Origin of the sequence: Dokdonella ginsengisoli (assembly GCF_042652785.1) — a bacterium.
GTDB lineage: Bacteria > Pseudomonadota > Gammaproteobacteria > Xanthomonadales > Rhodanobacteraceae > Dokdonella_A > Dokdonella_A ginsengisoli.
In genome coordinates this window covers 105,455-129,173 of sequence record NZ_JBHSHD010000008.1, presented here as the reverse complement: position 1 = coordinate 129,173, position 23,719 = coordinate 105,455, and the positions used below count along the sequence as shown (strand labels likewise).

Genomic DNA, 23,719 nt, shown 5'->3' with positions numbered 1-23,719 from the left:
GACCGTGATGAATCCGATCGACCAGAACGCACCTTTCTCCGCGGCGACGCCGAAGCGGCCCGCCTTCACTGCGCGGGCACGCGCGCTGGCGCTCTTCGCGCTCGCGCTGTTCGCCGGCGCCGCGCAGGCGGCGCAGGGCGACAACCTCGCGCTCGGCAGGCCGGTGGCGATGTCCGGCACGACCGGTGACCCGACCCAGGCCGGCGCCAACTGCACCGACGGCAACTCCGGCGGCAACTATCCGGCCGACGCCGTCTGCGCGACCTCCGCGACGCAGACCGGCGCGAACCGCGAGTGGATCGAGGTCGACCTCGGCCAGGACTACATCATCGACCGCGTGCGGCTGTCCAACCGCACCGACGGCAGCAACGGTGACCTCGCGCGCTGGATCGTGGTGACGACGCGGCCGTCGAGCCTGACCGGCGTCACCTCCAATCCGCAGTCGACGCTGGACCCGGCCGTCAATCCGAGCGCGCCGTTCGTCAACAAGATCGCCTACGCCAGCGGTACCAACAGCAGCGGCGGCGGTTACGGCACCGGCCAGAGCGATCCGTGGACCTCGCTGGACATGAAGGTCGGCACGCACGTCGCGCGCTACGTGCGCATCTACACGATGAAGCCGGGCCTGGTGCTCAACCTGGCCGAGATCGAGGTATTCGAGGGGCCGCCGCCGTCGCGCACGATCCTCAACCCGAGTTTCGAGCTGCCGGCGCTCGGGGTAGGAAACGCACAGATTTCCGAGACCCTGGTGCCCGGCTGGTCGACCACCGACTCGGTCGCGATTCCGAACGCCGGTTTCGGCACGCCGTTCCTGACCGGCGGCAACATCGAATTGTGGAGATCCGGCTTCGGCGGCGTCCTGCCCGACGACGGCAACCAGTTTGCCGAACTCAACGCCTACATCAACGGTGCCCTGAGTCCTGCGCCGCTGTGCGTCTATCCGGGCGAGACGTTCACCTGGCGCGTCTCGCATCGCGCACGCGGCGCGGCCGGTTCGGTCGACGTGGCGCGCCTGCGCATCAACGGACAGGACATCGCCACGCTGAGCGACGGCTCGGTCCAGGCCGACCCGCATACCTGCACGCCGGCCGCCGGATTCACCTGCACGGCGCAGAGCGGCTCTCCGACCAGCGCCGGCTGGGGCCGCTGGCAGGGCACCTGGACCAACTCGCTGACGCAGCCGAAGGCGATGACGTTCGAGTTCGCCGCGATTTCCTCCGCATCGGGCAGTCCGGGCGCCGGCAACTTCATCGACAACGTCAGCATCACCGGCCTGACCGCCGCGGTCGAGTTCAGCACCTCGGCGGCGAGCGGTCCCGAATCGGTCGCCACTGCGAACCTGCCGCTGCTGCTGGTCAACGGCCCGGTCGCCACCGACCAGACGATCGAGCTGGAAATCGTCGGCGGCAGCGCCACGCGCGGCAGCGACTACACGACCACGCCGGCCAGCGGGCCGATCGTCGTGACGATTCCGGCCGGCACCTACGACGGCACCGCGGCGACCGCAATCTCGCTCGCGCCCTACCTGCAGATCGTCGTCGACAGCGCCGTCGAAGGCGCCGAGACGATCGCGCTGCGCGCGAGCAACGCCTCGAGCGGCCTGTCGATCGCCGGCGCCAGCGGCTGCCGTGCCGGCGTCGCCGATTCGACCTACACGATCACCGACGAAGCCGTGCCGACCCTGGCCAAGCGCTTCGCACCTGACACCATTCCGTACGGCGGCGCCGCCACGCTGACCTTCACCATCGACAATTCCGGCGCCGACGCGGTCGATCGCCCGATCGCCTTCACCGACAACCTCGCCGCCGGCCTGCAGATCGCCGATCCGGCCAACGCCGCCAGCACCTGCGGCGGCACCGTCGCGGCGACGCCGGGCGGCGACCAGATCGTGTTCTCCGGCGGCAGCGTGCCCGCCGGCGGCTTCTGTACGGTGTCGGTCGACGTCACCAACCGGCCCGGCTTCTCGGGTCTTTGCTACAACCCCAATTTCGCCAACGAGAACCAGAACCTCGTCGGCCTGCAGAACCTGATCGCGCAGATCGAGCAGTACACCTGCGTCAGCGTGACGCCGCCGGACTGCCCGGAATCGGCCGTGACCAACGGCTTCGGCAACATCTCCGGCCTGTCGCCGAACCTCAGCAACGGCATCAGCGGGCAGTGCGTCGCGGTGCTGCCGACGATCGCGCTGGTCAAGATCAGCAACTACGCCGTCGGCAGCTTCGGCTTCACGCTCGGCAACACCAGCGCGACCAATCCGGTCACGATCACCACCACCGCGCCGGGCGCGCCGGGTACCTCGAGCGCGGTGTTCGACGTGCTCGACCTGGCGCAGCCGGTCACGGTCGCGGAATCCGCGCTGCCGTCGAACTGGGTGCTGTCGGACATCGCCTGCCAGCTCGCCGACGGCACGCCGATCGGTGCCTTCGACAGTGCAAGCGGCACCTGGAGCGCGGCACCGGGCGATCTCGCCTACGGCCAGCAGATCACCTGCACCGCGACCAACACCGCCGACCGCTTCGATTTCGGCGACGCGCCCGACAGCTACGGCACGCTGCTGGCGAGCAACGGTCCGCGCCACGACCTCGGCGCCTACGACGCGGCGGCCGGCACGGCCGCGCTGATGCTCGGCGCGCGCGTCGATCACGAGAACGACGGCGCCGCCGGCGCCGCTGCCGACGGCGACGACAGCAACGGCATCGACGACGAGGATGCCTTCTTCGGTTCGATCGCCCTGCAGCCCGGCACGACGGCGGTGTCGCTCGACGTGCCCGTCACCAACACGACTGGCGCCAGCGCCAATCTCTACGCCTGGATCGACTTCAACGGCAACGGCCGCTTCGACGTGGCCGAGGCCGGCACCTGCCCGACGGCGGCCGCGGCGGCGACGCAGGTCACCTGTACCTGGACCGCGCCGGCCGCGCTCACGGACGGCTTCCAGACCTATGCCCGTTTCCGCCTGACCACCCAGGCGCTGGCAGCCGGCACGGCGCCGAACGGCGGCGATGCGCGCGCGCAGGGTCTGGCTGCGGACGGCGAGGTCGAAGACCACCGCGTGTCGGTGGCGACGGTGCTGCCGCTGACCTGCGAGGCGCCGTTCGTCGAGACCTTCGGCACCTATGCGAGCGCGCCCGGCGCATTCCCGGGCTGGGGCACGCCGCTGCCTGCGGGCACGACCACCTACGTGTTCCAGCCGGGCTCGGCCGCGCCGGCCAACACCGTCAACGGCGGACAGTACGCCTTGATGACCCGCCCGAACCTGAGTCACTCGCCGGCATGGCAGAACGCGCCCGACCATACCCCGGGCGATACCGACGGCTTCATGATGGTCGTCAACGCCAGTCCGGCACCGGGCGTGTTCTATCGGCGAACCTTCAGCGGCCTGACGATCGGCGCGCGCTACAACTTCTTCTCGTCGCTGGCCAATGTCGTCGCGGGCCTCAATGCCGGCCTGCCGAACGTGACCCTGCGGATCGTCGATCCGGCGACGAACACCGTTCTCGCATCGCTCAACACCGGCGACATTCCCGAAGATCCCGCCGGTGCGATGACCTGGCATGGGCATCAGCTGATCTTCGTCGCCACGCAAGCCGACGTGCGCGTCGAGCTGGCCAACAACTCCGGCGTCCAGGGCGGCAATGATCTGGCGCTGGACGACATCGGCTTCGCGCAGGTGTGCGAACTCGGCGACGCGCCCGACAGCTACGCCACGCTGAATGCGAGCAACGGCGCCGGCCACCTGTTCCCGGGTCCGGGCCTCAGCCTCGGCGGCGGCCTGCCGGACGGTGAGATGGACGGCCAGCCCGGCCCGAACGCCGACGGCGACGACCTCGCCGGCAGCGACGACGAGAACGCGTTCCCGGCCGGCGCTCCGGCGCTGGTCATCGGCGCGCCGTACAGCCTCGCCGTGCCGGTCGAGACCACGGCCGGCGCCGCGACGGCCTGCGCATGGGCGGACCTCGACCAGAACGGCAGCTTCAGCGCCGCCGAAGGCCAGTGCCAGCCGCTCGCGGCGGGCGCCACCACGGCCGGCTTCAGCTGGCCGGCCGGCGCCACGGCGGGCCTCGTCAGCGGCCAGACCTACCTGCGCCTGCGCATCGAGCGCGCCGGCACGTTCCCGACGGACATGAGCACGGCGGATTTCGCCGGCGTGCGCGGCCCGGGCGAGGTCGAGGACTACGTCGTTCCGGTGCTGACGCCGGCGAACGTCACGCTGATCAAGGCGCTGACCGGCGAAAGCGGCAGCCTGGCCGGCGCCGCCGAACCGGGCGAGCAGCTGACCTACACGATCACCCTGACCAACAGCGGCGGCACGCCGGCGACGAACTACGGCGTCACCGACACGCTGGATCCGAACGTGACGTTCGTGTCCGCCTCGAACGGCGGCACGGCCGCCGGCGGCGCCGTCGCGTGGACGGGCCTGACCGTGCCGGCGAACGGTACGCTGGTGCTCAGCGTCGTGGTGCAGGTGGTCGATCCGATCCCGGCCGGCGTCACGCAGATCGGCAACGTCGCCTACGAGACTGGCACCACGCCGCCGGCGTGTCCGCCGGCGGGCGGGCAGTGCGTCGTCGTGCCGACCGCGCCGAAGGTGACCGTGGCCAAGGCGCTGACCGGCGAGAGCGGCACGCTGGCCGGCCAGGCCGAAGCGGGCGAGCAGCTCACCTACGCGATCACGCTGACCAACTCCGGCGGCACCGACGCGACCAACTACGGCGTCACCGACACGCTGGATCCGAACGTGACGTTCGTGTCCGCCTCGAACGGCGGCGTGCCCGCCGGCGGCATCGTGACCTGGACGGGCCTGACCGTGCCGGCGAACGGTTCGCTGATCCTGACGGTGGTCGTGCAGGTGGCCGATCCGATCCCGGCCGGCGTCACGCAGATCGGCAACGTCGCCTACGAGACCGGCACCACGCCGCCGCCGTGTCCGCCGGCGGGCGTGCAGTGCGTCGTCGTACCGACCGCGCCGAAGGTGGCGATCAGCAAGACCGCGAGCACGCCGGCCCCGGCCGGTGCGCCGAACCAGTACACGATCACCTACGTGGTGGCGGTGCGCAACGACGGCGGCAGCGCCGGCACCTACGATCTGACCGATGCGCTGACGTTCAACGGCGCCACGGTGACGGCGATCTCCGCGCCCGTGCACGCCTCGGGCAGCGGCGATCCGCAGAGCGGCACGCCGGGTACGTTCACCGCGCCCGGCGGCGGCACGATCGTGACCGGCGAAGGCATCGCGCCGCAGGGGGATGAGACCTGGACCTACACGGTCACCTATACGGTCACCGATGCGGACACCGCGGCCGACTGCGCCAACCCGGCCGGCGGTCTGCGCAACCACGCGCTGCTCGGCGGCGCGTCCGCCGGCGCGCCGGCGGCCGACACCTGCAGCGGCGCGCCGAGCGTGGCGATCGTGAAGACCGCGGCCGCGCCGGTGCCGACCGGCACGCCGAACCAGTTCACGATGACCTACACGCTCAACGTGACCAACAGTGGCACGCTGTCGGGCGTCTACGACCTGGCCGACACGCTGGCGTTCAACGGCGCCACGGTGGACGCGATCAGCGCGCCGGCGTACGCCTCGTCGAGCGGCGACGTGCAGGACGGCACGCTCGGCACGTTCGCCGCGCCGACCGGCGGCACCATCGTCACCGGCGAGAGCGTCGCCGCGGGCGGCACCGAGACCTGGACCTACACGGTCACCTACACCGTGACCGATCCCGCCGTGGCGCAGGACTGCGTCGACCCGAATGGCGGCCTGCGCAACCGGGCCGAACTCGGCGGCTCGCTGAGCGGCCAGTCGGCGACCTGTACTGGCGCGCCGGCGGTGAACGTGGGCAAGAGCGCCGGCGGCCCGGTGCCGACCGGCAATCCGGACGAGTACGCGCTCGACTACCTGGTGAGCGTGCAGAACAACGGCACGCTGCCGGGCACCTACGACCTGGCCGACACGTTCACCTTCGCCGGCGTCACGGTCGTCTCGGTGAGCCCGGTGACGCACGGCGGCAGCGATCCGCTGGCGACCACGCTGGGCACGCTGACGGCGGCGGGCGGCACGATCGTGACCGGCGAGACGATCGCCGCGGGCGCGAGCGAGACCTACGCCTACCGCGTCGTGTTCACGCTCGACGACGTCGCCGCGGTCGGCACCTGCGCGGCCGGCGGCGGCCTGAAGAACCAGGCGGCGCTCGGCGGCAGCTCGAGCGGCCAGGTCGGCACCTGCAGCGACGTGCCGGACATCGCGATCACCAAGACCGCCGGCGCACCGGCGCCAACCGGCACGCCGAACCAGTACACGATGACCTACACGGTCAGCGTGGACAACGCCGGCGCCGCCGCGGGCAGCTACGACCTGTCCGATGCCTTCGCGTTCGCCGGTGCCACCGTCGACGCGGTCAGTGCGGTCACGCACGGCGGCAGCGATCCGCTGGCGACGACGCTGGGCACGCTGACCCCGGCCGGCGGCACCATCGTCACCGGCGAGACGATCGCCGCGCTGGCAGAGGAGACCTACACCTACACGGTCACCTTCACCGTCACCGATCCAGCCGCCGCGGCCGACTGTGCGAATCCGGCCGGCGGCCTGCGCAACGCGGCCGCGCTCGGCGGCAGCGCGACCGGCGACGCGGCGACCTGCACTGGTGCGCCGAACGTCGCGATCGCCAAGGCGCTGGCCGCGGAGAGCGGCGCGCTGGCCGGCCAGGCCGAACCGGGCGAGCAGCTGACCTACACGATCACCCTGACCAACAGCGGCGGCAGCGACGCGACCGACTACGGCGTCACCGACACGCTCGATCCGAACGTCACGTTCGTCTCCGCCGACAACGGCGGCAGCGCCGCCGGCGGTGCCGTCACCTGGAGCGGCCTGACCGTGCCGGCGAACGGCACGCTGGTGCTCAGCGTCGTGGTGCAGGTCGTCGATCCGCTTCCGCCCGGCGTCACGCAGATCGGCAACGTCGCCTACGAAACCGGCACCACGCCGCCGGCGTGTCCGCCGGCCGGCGGGCAGTGCGTGGTCGTGCCGACGGCGCCCGCCGTGACGATCGCCAAGGCGCTCGCCGCGGAGAGCGGCAGCCTCGCCGGCCAGGCCGAGCCGGGCGAGCAGCTGACCTACACGATCACCCTGACCAACGCGGGCGGCAGCGACGCGATCAACTACGGCGTCACCGACACGCTCGATCCGAACGTCACGTTCGTCTCGGCCGACAACGGCGGCACCGCCGCCGCCGGCGCGGTGACCTGGAGCGGCCTGACCGTGCCGGCGAACGGCACGCTGGTGCTCAATGTCGTGGTGCAGGTGGTCGATCCGCTTCCGGCCGGCGTCACGCAGGTCGGCAACGTCGCCTACCAGACCGGCACGCCGCCGCCGGCCTGCCCGCCGGCGGGACCGCAGTGCGTGGTCGTGCCGACCGCGCCGCAGGTCACCCTGAGCAAGAGCGCCGGCGCACCGGCGTCGACCGGCACGCCGAACCAGTACGAGATCACCTACGTGGTGACCGCACGCAACGGCGGCGGCAGCGTCGGCACCTACGATCTGGCCGACACGCTGACGTTCAACGGCGCGACGGTGAGTGCCGTCAGCGCGCCGGCGTACGCGGGCAGCAACGGCGAAGTGCAGGATGGCGTACTCGGCGCGTTCGGCGTGCCGAACGGCGGCGGCATCGTCGCCGGCGAGCGCATCGGTGCGCAGGGCAGCGAGACCTGGACCTACACGGTGACCTACACCGTCGACGACGCCGACGTCGCCGCGGATTGCGCCTCGCCCTCCGGCGGCCTGCGCAACCACGCCGCGCTCGGCGGTGCCTCGGCCGGAGCACCGGCCGCGGACACCTGCACCGGCGCGCCGAGCGTGAACGTGGTCAAGACCGCGACCGCACCGGTGCCGAGCGGCAGTCCGAACCAGTTCACGCTGACCTACACGATCGACGTCGCCAACACCGGCAGCCTGCCCGGCCGCTACGACCTGTCCGACACGCTCGCGTTCAACGGCGCGACGGTGAATGCGGTCAGCGCACCGGCGTACGCCTCGACCAGCGGCGACACGCGGGACGGCACGCTCGGCGCGTTCGGCGCGCCGGACGGCGGCAGCATCGTCAGCGGCGAGACGATCGCCGCCGGCGGCGCGGAAAGCTGGACCTATACGGTGACCTACACGATCACCGATCCGGCCACCGCGCAGGACTGCGCCGATCCGAATGGCGGCCTGCGCAACGACGCGCAGCTCGGCGGCTCGCTGGTCGGCGAATCGACCACGTGCACCGGCGCGCCGGCCGTGGTCATCGGCAAGAGCGCCAGCGGTCCGGTGCCGACCGGCAACCCGGACGAGTACCGCCTGACCTACCAGGTCGACGTGCAGAACAACGGCACGCTGCCGGGCAGCTACGACCTTGCCGACACGTTCACCTTCGCCGGCGTCACCGTGGTGTCGGTCAGCGCCGTGCAGCACGGCGGCGGCGATCCGCTCGCCGTCGCGCTCGGCACCCTGACGGCCGGCGGCGGCGTCATCGTCGGCGGCGAGTCGATCGCCGCGGGCGCGAGCGAGAACTACACCTACAGCGTGGTGTTCACGGTCGACGACGCGGCCGCGGTCGGCAGCTGCGCCAGCGGCGGCGGCCTGCGCAACCGCGCCGAACTGGGCGGCAGCTCGGCCGGCCAGGTCGGCACCTGCAGCGAAGTTCCGGACGTCGTCGTGACGAAGGCGGCCAGCGGCCCGACGCCGACCGGCACGCCGAACCAGTACACGATCGACTACGTCGTCACCGTCGCCAACGACGGCGGCGCGGAAGGTGCCTACGACCTGTCCGACGTGTTCGCCTTCGCCGGCGCCACGATCGACGCGGTCAGCGCGGTCACGCACGCCGGCCCCGACGCGTTGTCGAGCCCGCTCGGCACGCTGACGCCGGCCGGCGGCACGATCGTGACCGGCGAGACGATCGCTGCGGCCGGCAGCGAGAGCTACGCCTACACGGTGACCTTCACGCTGACCGATCCGGCGCTCGCCGACGACTGCGCCAATCCCAACGGCGGCCTGCGCAACGCCGCCGCGCTCGGCGGCAGCGCCGACGGCGGCGCGCTGACCTGCACCGGCACGCCGCAGCTGGCGATCGTGAAGACGCTGACCGGCGAGGACGGCAGCATCGCCGGCGTGGCCGAGCCGGGCGAGCAGCTCACCTACACGATCACGCTGAACAACCAGGGCAGCAGCGATGCGGTCGATCAGAGCATCACCGATCGCCTCGATGCGAACGTGACGTTCGTGTCCGCCGACAACGGCGGCACCCTGGCCGGCGGCAACGTGGAATGGAACGGCCTGACGGTGCCGGCGAACGGCAGCCTGGCGCTGAGCGTGACCGTGCGCGTGGTCGACCCGATCCCCGCCGGCGTCACCGCGATCGGCAACGTCGCCTACGATCCGAGCATCGGCCCGCCCGACTGCACGGCGACGCCGCAGCCGGACAACTGCACGACGACGCCGACGCCGTCGGTGGTGACTATCGTCAAGGCGCTGGCGGGCGAGAGCGGCGCACTGCCGGGCGTGGCCGAGCCGGGCGAGCAGCTGACGTACACGATCACGCTGACCAATGCCGGCGGCAGCGACGCGAGCGGCTACGGCGTCACCGACGCGCTCGATCCGAACACCGCCTTCGTCTCCGCCGACAACGGCGGCACGCACGCGGCCGGCGTGGTCAGCTGGAGCGGCCTCGTCGTGCCGGCGAACGGTTCGCTGGTGCTGACGGTGGTGGTGCAGGTAGCCGATCCGATTCCGGCCGGTGTGACGCAGGTGGCCAACGTCGCCTACGAAACCGGCACGGCGCCGCCGGCCTGCCCGCCGGCCGGCGGGCAGTGCGTGGTGATTCCGACCGAGGGCGCGGTGACGATCCTGAAGGCGCTGGCCGGAGAAGACGGCGCCGTCGCCGGTGTGGCCGAGCCGGGCGAACAGCTGACCTACACGATCACGCTGACCAACACCGGTGGCAGCCCGGTGGCGGGCTACGCCGTCAGCGACCGCCTCGATCCGAACACCGTGTTCGTCAGCGCGACCAACGGCGGCACCTTCGCCGCGGGCGTGGTGAACTGGAGCGGCCTGGCGATTCCGGCCAACGGCACCTTGGTGCTGAGCGTGGTGGTGCAGGTCGCCGATCCGATCCCGCCCGGTACGACGCAGATCGGCAACGTCGCCTACGAAACCGGCACCACGCCGCCGTCGTGCCCGCCGGCCGGGCCGCAGTGCGTGATCGTGCCGACCGAAGGCGCGGTGACGCTGGCCAAGTCGGTCGCCGACGCGGACGGCGACGGCCTGGCCGCGCCGGGCGAATCGCTGACCTACACGATCGTGCTGAGCAATGCCGGCGGCAGCGCGGTGACCGGCTACGGCGTCACCGATCCGCTCGACGCGAACACCAGCTTCGTCTCCGCCGACAACGGCGGCACGTTCGCCGCCGGCGTGGTGAGCTGGACCGGTCTGACGGTGCCGGCGAACGGCACGCTGACCCTGACCGTGGTCGTGCGCGTGGTCGATCCGATCCCGGCCGGCACGACGCAGATCGGCAACGTCGCCTACGAGACCGGCACGACGCCGCCGGACTGCGCGGTCACGCCGCGGCCGGCGAACTGCACCTCGATCGAGGTGCCGCCGGCGACCGGCACGCCGCAGCTGCTGATCACCAAGACCGCGGACACCGCGACGCTGCAGCCCGGCGGCACGGTGGTCTACACGATCACCGTGCGCAACGTCGGCAGCGCCGAGGCGACCGATGCGCTGGTCAGCGATCCGATCCCGGCTGGCATCGACGCGTTCGCCTGGACCTGCGCCGCCTCCGGCGGCGTGGCCTGCCCGAACGCCAGCGGCAGCGGCGCGATCGCCGAGACGATCGCGACGTTCCCGGTCGGAGCGACGCTGGTGTACACGGTCGTCGCGACCGTCTCGGCGGATCCGCCGGCGACCATCGTCAACACGGCCACCGTCACGCCGGGCGGCATCGCCACTTGCGCGCCGGCCGGAACGCAGCCGCCGTGTCCGGCAACGGCGATCGGTTCGGTGGCGCCGACGCAGGAGCCGCATCCGGTGCCGGCGGTGCACGACTGGGCGCAGCTGCTGATCGCGCTCAGCCTGTTCGGCCTGGCCTGGCGCAGCTGGCGGCAGGCCGGCAAGTAGCGCGCAGCGGCCTGCGGCTCGCCCCGACCGCAGGCCGCCGATGATGCGCAACGGCCGCGGCCCGATCCATCGCGATCGGGCCGCCGGCCGGTTCTTGCGGGCGTCGTGTAGCATGCGGCCATGTCTTCCGATGCCTCCCTGCCGCTGCCGCGGCTCGACTGCGGCGTCGCCGTGCTGCGCCCCTGGCGCCTCGACGATCTCGACAGCCTCGTCGCCAGCGCGAACGACGCCAGCGTCTCGCGCAGCCTGCGCGACCGCTTCCCGTATCCGTACACCGGCGACGACGGCCGCGCGTGGCTGACGCGCGCCGTCGACGACTCCGATCGCGCCTGGGCGCTGCAGATCGACGGCGCCGCGGTCGGTGGCGTCAGCCTGCATCCAGGTGCAGACGTGCACCGCCATTCGGCCGAACTCGGCTACTGGCTCGGACAGCGGCACTGGGGGCGCGGCGTCATGACCGCGGTGATCGGCGCGTTCGCGCCGCGCGCGATGGAAGCGTTCCGCCTGCACCGCCTCTACGCCACCGTGTACGAGAACAATCCCGCCTCCGCACGCGTGCTCGAGAAGGCCAGCTTCACGCGCGAGGGCGTGCAGAAGTCGGCCGTGGTCAAGCGCGGCGAGCTGCTCGACCTGTACGTCTACGCGATGGTGCGGCGCGAACTCGCGGAGGGCGCATGAATCGGGATCGTCCCGGCCGCGGCAGCGGCGCGTCGCTGTGGCAGGAAGCGCAGGCGCGCAAGCCGGCGACGCCGAAGCCGCCGGTGCATCGCAACGAGGAAGCGCGCCTGTACGGCCTCAACGCCTGCCTCGCCGCGTTCGCACGGCGGCCCGAGGCCTTGCGCAAGGTGTACCTGGTCGAGGCGCGCATTCCGGCGTTGAAGAACGTGCTCGCCTGGTGCGTGCGGCACCGGCTCGGCTACCGCGTGGTCGAGGAAGCCGATCTCGACAAGCTGACCGCGTCGCGCCACCACGAGGGGGTGTGCTTCGACCTCGCGCGCGAAGCGCCGCTGGCGCTGGCCGATCTGCTCGCGCGCGTGCCGCCGGCGCCTGCGCCGTCGCTGCTGTTGTGGCTCGACGGCGTCGGCAATCCGCACAATCTCGGCGCGCTGCTGCGCAGCGCGGCGCACTTCGGCGCGCACGGCGCGGTCGTGCCGGCGGCGGACGGCATCGAAGTCTCCGGCGCCGCCGCGCGCGTCGCCGAAGGCGCCGCCGAGGCCGTGCCGCTGGCGCGCGCACCGTCCGCGGCCGAGGCGCTGTCCGCGCTGCGTGCGCACGGCTATTCGATCGCGGCGACGGTGCCGCGCGAGGGCGTTTCGCTGTATGCGACGGCGCTGCCGGCCCGGCTGGTGCTGGTGTTCGGCGCCGAAGGCGAGGGCATGAGCGACGCGATGATCGCGGCGGCGGATCTGCGCCTGACGATTCCGGGCAGCGGTGCGGTCGAGAGCCTCAACGTTTCCGCCAGCGCTGCGGTGCTGCTGGGTGAGTGGTGGCGTCAGCGCGGCGCCTGAGACGGAAAGCGGAAGCGGAAGCGGAAAAAACGATCTCTCGCGGAGGCGCAGAGAACGCAGAGGAAAGAGCATTGGAAAGATGCTTTCCTCTGCGTTCTCTGCGCCTCTGCGAGAAAACTTCTTTTACACGCGCCTCACGACGCGCGCGGAGCGGCTCAGTCCTCGCCCTGGTCCTTGGCGAACGCGCCCGGTGCCGAGCCGAAGTCGCCGTTCGCCTGCGCGGCGAGGTAGGCGACGACCGCGTACGCGGCGACGTTCTGGCGCAGCTGTTCCGGATCGATCTTGTCGAGCGTGTCGTTGGCGGTGTGGTGCCAGGCGAAATAGCGCGTCGCGTCCTGGTGCAGCGACAGGCCGGCCATGCCGACGGCGTGCAGCGCCGACAGGTCCGAACCGCCGCGGCCCGGCGCCTGCGCGTCGTACTCGATGCCGAGCGGCTTGAGCACGGCGGCGATCTGGCCGATCGCGTCGCGCGCCTCGGGCTTCACCGTCGCGGTGATCTTCCAGATGCGGTCGGCGCCGGCGTCCGATTCGCTGCCGAGCACGGTGTTGCCGATCGACTTGCGGTATTTCTCGGCCATCGCCTTGCCGCCGAACAGGCCGGCTTCCTCGTTGGCGAAGGCGACCACGCGGATGCTGCGCGCCGGCCGCTTCGGCAGCTGCGCGATCAGCCGTGCCGCGCCGACCGAGATGCCGATGCCGGCGGCGTCGTCGATCGCGCCGGTGCCCGGGTCCCAGGAATCCAGGTGTCCGCCCATGACGAAGTGCTGGTCCGGCGTCTTCGAGCCGCGCAGTTCGGCGATCACGTTGGCGCCGGTGTATTCGCCCTCGAATCCGCAGTCGAGCACGAGCTTGACGCGCACCGGCTGGCCGCGCTTGAGCATGCGTTCGATCTGGTCGGCATCGGGACTGGACAGTGCGGCCGCCGGAATCGCCGGCTGGCCGGGATCGAAGCGCGTCACGCCGGTATGCGGCAGGCGGTCGTTGTCGGTGCCGGCCGAACGCAGCAGGAATGCTGCGGCGCCTTTCTGCGTCGCCAGCGGCGGACCGTCGACGCGGACCTGCGAGCCGATGCCGTAGTCGTGGCCGTCCTGGTGCGCGTGCATGCGCGCCCCGACGTAGACGATCTTGCCGCGCACGGCGGCGGGATCGGCCGCCTTCAGTGCGTCGAACGAGTCGAAGCCCACCACCTCGGCGCTGATGCCGCCTGCGGGCGTGCCCGGCGAGTGGCCGAGCGCGAGCAGGCTCAGCGGCTGCGGAAACGGCGCGAGGACCTCGGCGTGCTCGCCGCGGCGCACCCACTTCGGAAACGTGACCGGTTCGCTCCACACCTTGTCGAAGCCGAGCGCCTTGAATCGGGCGGTGACCCACTCGCGTGCCTTCAGGTCGTTCGGACCCGCGGCCAGGCGCGGGCCGACCTCGGTGGTCAGGCCCTCGGTGAACTCCCACGCGGTGTCGTCGCGCAGCGCTTTTTCGCGCAGCTGCTCGGCGATCGCGATGTCGGCGGGCGCGATCGTGGTCGGCTTGCCGGCGGCGAACGCGGCGGGGGCGGCGAAACAGAAAGCGAGGGCGAGCGGCGTCAGGCGCATGGCATGTCCCTTGGGGGAAAGCGGCGATTATGCGCCGCGCCCGGATGGGCGGACTGGGCCAAATGTCACGTGGGGGATGGGGCCGATGCGCGTGCAGGCGGACTGGAATCGCCGCTGCGGCGGTGGATGAACGTCCTGGGCCGCTGCGTACTCGTGAGGTCCAACTGCGGCCATCCATGAGGGGTGCCGAGTGCGATCCGTCCAGGATCGCCATCATTGGATGGGGTGGCAGTCGCTTCCGGACTATGGCTGCGGATCGTCCAACCGCGGCCATCCATGGCCGCACTTTTCAATGGATGCAGAAGATTTTCAGTTCTTCTTGAGCAGGTCGCGGATCTCGGTCAGCAGCACGACGTCGGCGGCCGGCGGGGCCGGTTCGGCTTCCTGCTTCTGGACGAGACGGTTGACCAGCTTGACCACCAGGAAGATGGCCAGCGCGACGATGGCGAACTGGATGATCGTGTTGAGGAAGGCGCCGAACTGGATCGCGACCTCGCCCTTGCCGTCCACGCCGGCGGCCTTGAGGATCCACTTGTAGGAGGAGAAGTCGACGCCGCCGATCAGCAGGCCGATCGGCGGCATGATGACCTGGTCCACCAGCGAGGTCACGATCTTGCCGAAGGCGGCACCGATGACCACGCCGACGGCGAGATCCAGCACGTTGCCGCGCATGACGAAAGCTTTGAATTCCGAAGCGAGACTCATGACACCTCCCAGGGCTTTGGTTGCAACGCGCGCATCCTACCCCAAGGCTCCGTGCACGCCCCGTCACGCGACGTTAAAAAATGCGCCCGCGCAGGGTCGCCACGTCGCCGAGCCGCGCGACGAAGCGGTCCCCCCGCGCCAGCGCGGCGACGCCGGCCGGGGTGCCGGTGTAGATCAGGTCGCCGGGCGCCAGGGTCCACAGCTTCGACAGTTCATGAACGATCGCCGCGACCGGGAAGATCATCGTCGCGATGTCGGCGTCCTGGCGCAGCGCGTCGTTCACGTGCAAGGTCAGCCGCGCGCCGGTCGGATGGCCGATCGCAGCGGCCGGATGCAGCGCCGAGACCGGCGCGGAATGGTCGAACGCCTTCGCCGCGTCCCAGGGATGGCCTTTTGCCTTCGCCGCGGCCTGCAGGTCGCGGCGCGTGAGGTCCAGGCCGACGCCGTAGCCGAACACGTGTTCGAGCGCGTGCTCGGCGGCGATGTCCGATCCGCCGCGCGCGAGCGCGACGACCATCTCGACCTCGTGGTGCAGGTCCTGCGTCGCCGGCGGATAGCGCACCTCGACCTCGTCGCCGGCGACGATCGCGTCGGCCGGCTTGCAGAAGAACATCGGCTGCGCGCGATCGGCGACCGCCCCCATCTCCTTGGCGTGCTCGGCGTAGTTGCGGCCGATGCAGAAGATGCGGCGAACGGGGAACACGGCGTCGCTGCCGGCGACGGGAATCACCGGCGTGGCCGGGGCGGGAATGACGTAGTTCATGCGCAGCCGTCCTGCGGGAAAAGTGCGCAGGATAGCGCCGCCGGCGATGCGGTGGAGATGCGCTGCATGGATGCGTGTGCCCGATGCCTGTGACGGGCATCCCTCGCGCCGCTGGCGAGGGTTTCCTCAGCGCGGCAGTCTCGTCGACAGGTCGGGCCGCGCCACGAACACGTGAGCCTTGCCCTGCCTGTGCTGGCGCATGAGCCTGGCTTTCACCAGGCCGAGCAGGTCGGAGCGGGCGGTGTCGTAGGCGACGTCGTGCGTGCGCTGGTGCACCGCGATGGTGAACGCCTTGTCCGGATGCTTGAGGGCGTTCAGCAGCAAGGCGCGTTGCCGGTGGTTGAGCCGCCGTGCCAGCCTGCTGCCCGGTTTCAGCAGGGTTTCCGCTTCGCTGCGTGCCTGCTGCTTGCGCGCGATGTAGGCGTGCACGCCTTCGATGGCCTGCAGCAACACGTCCAGTTGATGCGAGAGGAAGTAGCTCGCGTCGCCGTCGTCGGACTCGGTGAACAGATAGGAGCGCGTGTACTGCGACGGCGCCTTGCGCAGGATGCTGGAGATCGAGAAGTATTCCGTCATCCAGAAGCCCGAGCGCAGCATCGACCAGTAGAACAGCGCGCGCGCGGTGCGGCCGTTGCCGTCGACGAACGGATGGTCGTAGCCGATCATGAAATGGATGACGATGGCGCGCACGACGGGGTGGATGAAGTATTCGCCCTCGTCGCCCTGGTTGGCGAAGTCGCACAGCGTCTGCATCCGTCGCGGAAGCTCGGTGGCCGGTGGCGGAACATGCAGCAGGGTGCCGCTCTCGTCTTGCACGACGATGTCCTCGTCCGCGCGGCGGAAGCGGCCCGCCGCGGCGGGATCGGTCAGCGTGCCGTCGGCGAGCATGCGATGGATCTCGAACACCGTGTCGGGCGTCAGTGGCCGGCCCAGCCAGCGCTTGAGTTCGCGCATGGTCTGGAAGTTGTTGGCGATCATGCGTTCGCCGTAGTCGCGTGGCGCGCGGCCCGAGCGCAGCATTTCCTTGGCGACCTGGGTGGTGGTGGCCGCGCCCTCCAGCTGCGAGGAGGTCATCGCCTCCTCGATCAGCGAGCGGATGAGATAGCGCTCGCGCATGCCGTCGGAAGGAATCGCATCGGCGCCCTGCAGCGCACCCGCCGCGTCGCGTGCGACCAGGAACAGCCGGCGCTGGATGCTGTCGCTGGCGGCGAAGGTGAACGGCGCGTCGCTTTTGTCGCGCAGCGGAAGTTCCTTGCCGAGCGCCTGCCGGGCGAGCTTGATGCCGAGCCACCACTGCTCGGTATCGAGTCCGGCGGGCGGCGTCAGGTGCCGGAGGTGGTCCCAATGCTCGTAGACGCCTTTCGGCTCCGCACCGAGGCGATGGGCGAGGATCCGGTCGATGTGCCGGCCGTGCCGATGAATCAGTTCCGACACGGGTGGGGGAGGCAAGGGCAGCTTCATGGGGTTCTGCCAGTCTTCTACCGAAACATATAGGAATTGGTAGAAGATTGGTAGGAACCCCACAACAGCATGAATTTTAAATATATTTCCAGGATTCATCCGCGGAAATTCGCCGTTTCCGCTCCGCGTGGACGGAAAACATTCGCCCGCGACCCAATTCCCATGCCTCGCCCATCGGGACGCTACGGCGCTGCGGCGGCGCATCGCTCGCCCGCTTCGCGAACGCGCCGATGATCCTCGGTGCCGCGACCCTGCGCGTAGAACGAAAGGAGAGCGCGACGCCCGCGGGCGTCGCGGGTGTTCCACGGATCGATGCAGGGGGAAGGCCGACATGCGGTGGATGGCGAACCGGGTTCGCGCGACACGGTCGAGGTGGCTCGCGCTGGCGTGGCTGCTGCTGGCACTGGCCGGCTGCGGCGGCAGCGGTCCGATGTGGGTGACCGCTCCGCTGCTGGCGGACACCTCGCGCGACGTGTCCGGTCCGGTCCCAGACCGGCCCTTCGACGAGACCCTGCTGGTCGGCGAGGACGCCTACGCCGAACTCAAGTTCTCGCTCGACACGCTGCCGAGCGGCGTGCTGTCCAGGCTGGTCATCGAAAACGGTGCGGCGACGATCGGCAGCGAGAACTACGCGCTGACGCCGGAGAAGGTGTTCCGCGCGCGGCTGGTGCTGTTCGTCGACGAGGTGCTCGCCGAAGGGTACCTGCGCGTCGACGGTGCCTATGCGCCGGGTGGCGACTGCTTCGCCGACGAGGCGACACCGCCGTCGTGCACACAGACGGTGGCCGGCGCGCAAGTCGCCGCCGACGCCGACTCGCCGGGCCAGGCGCTGCGCATCACGCAGCGCGGCTACTACAGCGTCGACGTCACCGATCTGGTCCGGGACCGCCTGCGCCACGGCTATGCGGGAATCCTGCGCGTGCAGTCGGCGCGCGATCCGCAGGCGAACGACTGGGGGCGCTTCCGCTTCGCCAGCAAGGAAAAGGTCATGGGCGGCGCCTTCGTCCATCACCACCAGCCGCAGCTGCTCGTCACGCTGACCGACGCGGCGGGCATGACCTCCAGCGCGTTCATCACCTCGACCGTGCAGAACTCGCAGAGCGACCCGACGCTGGCCGGTCGCGACTTCTCGCAGGATCCACAGATGCTGATGAACGGCCAGCCGGCCGAGATCGCCTACGCGATCACGCAGCCGCGAGGACTTCCGACCGGCGGCCTCAACATGCGCAGCTTCCTCGGCCAGATCGGCACGCGCGCCTACAAGATGACGATGACGACTTCGCTCGACGCGCCGGTGCCGTTCTCCGCGCAGGACCCCGCGCGCATCGACTGGTATCGCCGCGGCAAGCTCTTCAACCCCGCCAACAACAACCACGTCATCACCTGGAACAACGGCTGGAGCGAGCCGCCGCCGAGCGCGCTGATCGCCAGCAATTCCCTGTCGAGCGACGTGCCTTCTCAACCCTTGCTGACCGAGCTCAGCAGCAGCTACGTCGACGCTCTGCGCATCGCCTACGCGACCGATACGAGCGAGGAATTCGCCGTGGCCGGCAAGACCAACGTGCAGGGGCCGCTCACGCTCGAGGCGCGCTACAACGCGCAGACGGCGCGTGCGCCGCGCTTCGTCTCGGTCATCGTGCCGGTGCCGGTCAACAGCTTCTACACGTTCGACATCAACGACAGCACGCGCGCGCTCAAGTACTGCATCGGCACCTCCGTCACCGGAGCGCTGTGCGACGCGCCCGCGCTCTCGCTGCGCGCGCGCGCCGGGCAGCCGTATCCCGCCGCGCCGATCATCGTCGACATCCGCTCGCTGGACGCGGACAGCAACGTCCCCTACGCGGCGCCGATCCACATCGACGTGCCGCCAACCGGCGCCAGCGTGGACATGGACGTCGACCCGAATCCCGACGACCAGGCACTGGCGGCCGGCATCGCCGATGCGCCGGGCTACTACCTCAGCGTGCGCCGCGCCAACGACGTCGTCGGCGCCTTCCAGGGCATCATCAGCATGCCGGGCCACAACCTGCGCGCGGCGATCGAGTTCACCAACCTGCCGCTGCCGGTGCCGTCGCTGTCGGGGCCCGCGCGGATCGTGCTGCCGGCGGGGCAGGCGTCGGTGAGCGTGCCGGCGGATGCCGACGACCCCTTCGTGCTCGACGTCGACGATGCGGTCGTCGCCGCCAACATCGACGACACGACGCGGTGGCGGTTCTCCAGCAGTGACGCCTCGGACACGATGCCCGGCGAGCTCCAGCAGACCGACGGCCACGTGAACCTGGCGCTGACGTTCGGTTCGACCGGGCCGCGCACGATCACCGTGCGCAGCCGCGGCGACGAGAGGATCGCGGCCACGCTCGAGGTGATCGTCGACGGCGGCAGCACGACGACGCTGGCGGCACCGGGGCCGATCGTGTTCGGCCAGCCGGTGACGCTGACAGCCCAGGTCGCGGGCCAGACCGGCGCGCCGCTGGACGCGGGCAGCGTGGAGTTTCGCGACGGCGCCGACGTGCTCGGCAGCGGCGAGATCGTCGGCGGTGCGGTGACCTTCACCACGTCCGGCCTGGCGGTGGGCGTCCACATGATCACCGCCCACTACGCCGGCGATCCCGCCGGCCTCGTCGCCGGATCGGCTTCCGTGCCGCTCGAGTTCGAGGTCGAACGCGCCACCACCGCGATCGCCCTCTCCGCGCCCGCGGGCAGCCTGATCGGCGCGCCGGTCGCGGTCGACGTCACACTCGGCGTGATCGCGCCCGGAGCGGGCACGCCGAGCGGCACCGTCACCGTCAGCGACGGCGAGGTTTCCTGCACCTACGCACTGGACACGGCGGCCGGCTGCAGCCTGACGCCGGCCGCCGCGGGTGCGCGAAGCCTGGTCGCCACCTATTCGGGCGATGCGAATTTCCGGCCATCGCAGGCTTCGGCGCCGCTCACCGTGTACGAGCTGCCGTCGCTCGTGTCGAGCCTGGCGAGCCTGCGCGACTACGTGCCGTACGGGCACGTCGCCGACTACCTGGTGACCTTGCGCAACGACGGCCCCGGTCCGGCGATGCAGGTTCCGGTCGACACGAACCTGTCGGCCGCCTTCGACCTCGCGTTCGCGCGCTGGCAATGCTTCGGCGCGGGTGCCGGTGCGACCTGCGCCGACGGCGGCAGCGGGTTGCTGCACGACGTGGTCACGATCCCGGCGGGGCGCAGCCTGACGTTTCTGATCAGCGCGCCGGTGCGGCCCGATACGTCAGAGGCCGAAGCCGTGCTCGCCTTCGACGTCGGCGGCCCCGCGCCGCTGCATTTCGTCGACAGCGACGTGCTCGTGCTGTTGCGCGACGGCTTCGACGAAGCCTACGCGTCCGGCACGGCGATGGACGCCGAGGATGCGGCGGCGTCCCTTTCCGACGAGGGCGTGCACGCCTTCGTGCTGCCGCCGGCGAGCGGCCCGCCGTTCGATCGCGTGCTTGCGCTGCCGTACGGCGTGGATTTCGTCGAGGTGCAGCGCGCGCCGCTCGACGGCGCCACCGCCCTGGTGCGGCTGTCACGACGCGATGCGCGCGGCATCGAGCGGGTCTCGCCGTGGGTACGCGCGGCGGCCGACGCCGTGCTCGCGCTTTCCGCCGTGCATGCCGGGGATGCTGCCGTCACGCTGCTGCTCGAAGGAACGCAGACGCCGCTGGCGATGACGCTTCCGGGCGCAGATTGATTCGGGAGCGCGCGATCCGGCAGCGCGAGGAGCGGCTCCGCGCGCTCACGCCTTCTTTGCGCGCTCGGTCCGGCGCCAGACCAGCTTCAGGCCGGACCAGACCGCGTCGATCGCGCAGACCTTGACGTCGACCAGGCCGAGCGGCAGCGCGACCGCGCGCACGGTGTCCTCGGTGACGTCGGTCGCCACCTTGGACGCCTTCTTCGGCCACGACACCCAGATCACGCCGTCGGCGGGCAGCGTCTTCGACAGGGCGAGGACTTCGGCGGCGAGCTTCGCGGCCGAGACCGCGAAGACGTGGGCGAGGTCGTAGCCGGCGCGGGCACCGACCGGGGCGATCGAGCCGGGTTCGGCGCCGACCAGGGTCGCGTAGTCGCCGGGCGCATCCAGCACGCGCACGCGCGCGTTCGGCGTGAGGCCGAGCTTGCACCAGGCCGGCTTGCCGGAGTAGCCGGCGTTCGCGCCTGCTGACATCTGTCATCTCCGCGGGGTGACTGCGACGCCTTGAGGGTCCGCGGCGTCTGCATCAGTCTATGGCAAACTTGACGGTTCGTAAGGGTGGCCCGCAGGCCGCCACCGATCGTCGGGCGAGACGGGTGCCCGAGCCAGCCGTTCCGCCGCGGCGGACGGAGAAGGAAGGCGCGAGAACGCGGCCATCCGAGCCAAATAGCCAGTTTGCAACTTGTACACAACAGTGCAGCGGCACGGGGAAGACATTCGAGTGGAAAACAAGGATCTGCTGCACCAGCTGCGCATCGATCGCAGCGAACCCGCGGCGCGTTCGCGCGCACCGGTCTGGATCGCCGCCGGCGTGGCATTGCTGGCGGCGATCGGCGTCGCCACGTGGGTGACGCTGCAGCGCGCGAAGGCGTTCGAGGTCGAAGTCGCGACGGCGTCCTCGCCGGCGGCCGGGGCCGGCGCCGCTGCGGCCGTGCTGCAGGCGACCGGCTACGTGACCGCGCGGCGCCAGGCGACCGTGTCGGCGCAGATCACCGGCACCCTGACCCAGGTGCTGATCGAGGAAGGCGAGCGCGTCGAGGCCGGCGAAGTGCTGGCCACGCTCGAGGACACCGCGCAGAAGGCCGCGCTGGCGCAGGCGCAGGCCGGACTGCGCGCGGCGCAGGCGCAGCTGGCGCAGTACCAGGCGCAGCTGGCGCAGGGCCGGCGTGACCTTGCGCGCGCCGAGGATCTGGTGCGGCGCAAGCTGGTGTCGGCGCAGTCGGTCGAGGTGGCGCGCACCCAGGTGGAAACGCAGGTTTCGCAACTGGAAACGCAGCGCAAGCAGGTCGAGGTCGCCGAGGCCGGCGTGCGCGCCGCGCAGGTGCAGCTCGACTACTGCACGGTACGCGCGCCGTTCGCCGGCGTGATCACGGCGAAGGCGGCGCAGGTCGGCGAGATCGTCTCGCCTCTGTCGGCCGGCGGCGGCTTCACGCGCACCGGCGTGGGCACCATCGTCGACATGGATTCGCTTGAGGTCGAGGTCGACGTGACCGAGTCCTACATCAACCGCGTGCAGCCGAAACAGCCGGCGCAGGCGGTGCTCGACGCCTACCCCGACTGGCAGATTCCGGCGCGCGTGATCGCGATCATCCCCAGCGCCGACCGCGGCAAGGCCACGGTCAAGGTGCGCGTCGCGCTGGAGCAGAAGGACCCGCGCATCCTGCCGGACATGGGCGTGCGCGTCTCGTTCATGGAGGAGGCCCGGTCCGCCGACGCGCCGCCGCCACCGCCGCCGAAGGGCGCGCTGGTGCCGGGTTCGGCGATCGTCAAGCGCGACGGCAAGGACGTCGTGTTCGCGGTCGAAGGCGATCGCGCGCGGTCGAAGGCGGTCGTGCCGGGGCAGAGCTTCGGCGAGCTGCGCGTGGCCGAGGGGCTCGCCGCCGGCACGCGGGTGGTCAGGCAGCCGCCGGCGGAAATGGCCGACGGCGCCAGGGTCGGGATCAAGAGCGCGAAATGAGTTCCGGCCGGATGTCGAAAGCCGGCATTCCGGATCGTCGTACGGACAGCACAGCCGAGGAGTCAGCGATGGGCAACCTGGTGGAAATCCGCAATCTCAGCAAGACCTACGAGCGCGGCAAGCAGAAGGTCGAGGTGCTGCACCACATCAATCTCGACATCGCCGAAGGCGACTTCCTCGCGCTGATGGGGCCGTCCGGCTCCGGCAAGACGACGCTGCTGAACCTGATCGGCGGGCTGGACTCGCCGACCGAGGGCACGCTGTCGGTCGGCGGCGAGCGCATCGACACCCTGGGCGAAGGCGCGCTGGCGAAGTGGCGCTCCAACCACGTCGGCTTCATCTTCCAGTTCTACAACCTGCTGCCGATGCTGACCGCGCAGAAGAACGTCGAGCTGCCGCTGCTGCTGACCAAGCTGTCGGCGGCGCAGCGCAAGAGGAACGCGGCGATCGCGCTGCAGCTGGTCGGCCTGGCCGAGCGCACGACGCACAAGCCGACCGAGCTTTCCGGCGGCCAGCAGCAGCGCGTGGCGATCGCGCGCGCGATCGTGTCCGACCCGAAGCTGCTGGTCTGCGACGAGCCGACCGGCGACCTCGACCGCCAGTCCGCCGAGGATGTGCTCGGGCTGCTGCAGACGCTCAACCGCGAACACGGCAAGACCATCATCATGGTCACGCACGATCCGAAGGCGGCCGAGTACGCGCGGCACACGCTGCATCTGGACAAGGGCACGCTGGTGGAGCAGGGCGCCGTCGCGGCGTAACGCAAGGATGCAAACCCTCTCCCGCCTGCGGGAGAGGAAGGGTGAGGGCGATCGGAGCACGCCGCTCCGGAAAATCCCTCATCCGCCTTCGGCCTCTTCTCCCGTTCGCGGGAGAAGGAGAAAAGCGAG

Annotated in this window: 11 protein-coding genes; 6 read left to right on the top strand and 5 right to left on the bottom strand. The window is 70.9% G+C overall.

Annotation, left to right across the window (positions count from 1 at the left end; all coding sequences use genetic code 11):
- The first annotated feature begins 7 nt into the window (after positions 1–7).
- The 3 genes from ACFO6Q_RS11010 (at position 8) to ACFO6Q_RS11000 (ending at position 12,660) form a co-directional block, all read left to right on the top strand.
- Positions 8–11,152: a DUF7933 domain-containing protein gene (locus ACFO6Q_RS11010; RefSeq protein ID WP_380020945.1), complete on the top strand. Its 11,145-nt coding sequence runs from the start codon at positions 8–10 to the stop codon at positions 11,150–11,152.
- A gap of 120 nt (positions 11,153–11,272) precedes the next feature.
- Positions 11,273–11,830 (top strand): GNAT family N-acetyltransferase, encoded by a 558-nt coding sequence (locus ACFO6Q_RS11005; protein WP_380020943.1) that lies wholly within the window; start codon positions 11,273–11,275, stop codon positions 11,828–11,830.
- Positions 11,827–12,660 carry a TrmH family RNA methyltransferase gene (locus ACFO6Q_RS11000; protein ID WP_380020941.1) on the top strand — a complete coding sequence of 278 codons (834 nt, stop codon included), beginning with the start codon at positions 11,827–11,829 and terminating at the stop codon, positions 12,658–12,660. Before ACFO6Q_RS11005 ends, ACFO6Q_RS11000 begins: the two co-directional genes overlap by 4 nt.
- Before the next feature lie 155 nt (positions 12,661–12,815).
- On the opposite strand, the gene ACFO6Q_RS10995 is transcribed toward ACFO6Q_RS11000, so the two are convergent.
- The 4 genes from ACFO6Q_RS10995 to ACFO6Q_RS10980 form a co-directional block, all read right to left on the bottom strand.
- On the bottom strand, positions 12,816–14,246 hold the full coding sequence (locus ACFO6Q_RS10995) for a M28 family peptidase (RefSeq protein WP_380020939.1): 1,431 nt from the start codon (positions 14,244–14,246) through the stop codon (positions 12,816–12,818).
- Between the two features lie 309 nt (positions 14,247–14,555).
- The gene (gene mscL / locus ACFO6Q_RS10990) at positions 14,556–14,951 is read right to left on the bottom strand and encodes a large-conductance mechanosensitive channel protein MscL (protein WP_380020937.1); all 396 of its coding nucleotides are present in this window, start codon (positions 14,949–14,951) and stop codon (positions 14,556–14,558) included.
- 73 nt (positions 14,952–15,024) lie between these two features.
- Positions 15,025–15,714 carry a fumarylacetoacetate hydrolase family protein gene (locus tag ACFO6Q_RS10985; RefSeq protein ID WP_380020935.1) on the bottom strand — a complete coding sequence of 230 codons (690 nt, stop codon included), beginning with the start codon at positions 15,712–15,714 and terminating at the stop codon, positions 15,025–15,027.
- Between the two features lie 126 nt (positions 15,715–15,840).
- A complete protein-coding gene (locus tag ACFO6Q_RS10980; RefSeq protein ID WP_380020933.1) occupies positions 15,841–17,175 on the bottom strand; it encodes a Fic family protein in 1,335 nt (444 codons plus the stop codon).
- Between the two features lie 340 nt (positions 17,176–17,515).
- On the opposite strand from ACFO6Q_RS10980, the gene ACFO6Q_RS10975 reads away from it, so the two are divergent.
- A complete protein-coding gene (locus ACFO6Q_RS10975) occupies positions 17,516–20,872 on the top strand; it encodes an Ig-like domain repeat protein (RefSeq protein ID WP_380020931.1) in 3,357 nt (1,118 codons plus the stop codon).
- A 45-nt stretch (positions 20,873–20,917) separates the two neighbouring features.
- Here ACFO6Q_RS10975 and ACFO6Q_RS10970 read toward each other — a convergent pair whose 3' ends face one another.
- Positions 20,918–21,346 (bottom strand): DUF3052 domain-containing protein, encoded by a 429-nt coding sequence (locus ACFO6Q_RS10970; RefSeq protein ID WP_380020929.1) that lies wholly within the window; start codon positions 21,344–21,346, stop codon positions 20,918–20,920.
- A 247-nt stretch (positions 21,347–21,593) separates the two neighbouring features.
- Here ACFO6Q_RS10970 and ACFO6Q_RS10965 point away from each other — a divergent pair, with 247 nt between their 5' ends.
- Together ACFO6Q_RS10965 and ACFO6Q_RS10960 are read left to right on the top strand one after the other, a co-directional pair.
- Entirely contained in the window at positions 21,594–22,829 is a 1,236-nt protein-coding gene (locus ACFO6Q_RS10965; protein ID WP_380020927.1) for an efflux RND transporter periplasmic adaptor subunit, read from the top strand.
- A gap of 68 nt (positions 22,830–22,897) precedes the next feature.
- Positions 22,898–23,590, top strand: coding sequence for an ABC transporter ATP-binding protein (locus ACFO6Q_RS10960; RefSeq protein ID WP_380020925.1), 693 nt, complete (start codon positions 22,898–22,900; stop codon positions 23,588–23,590).
- The last annotated feature ends 129 nt before the right edge of the window (positions 23,591–23,719 follow it).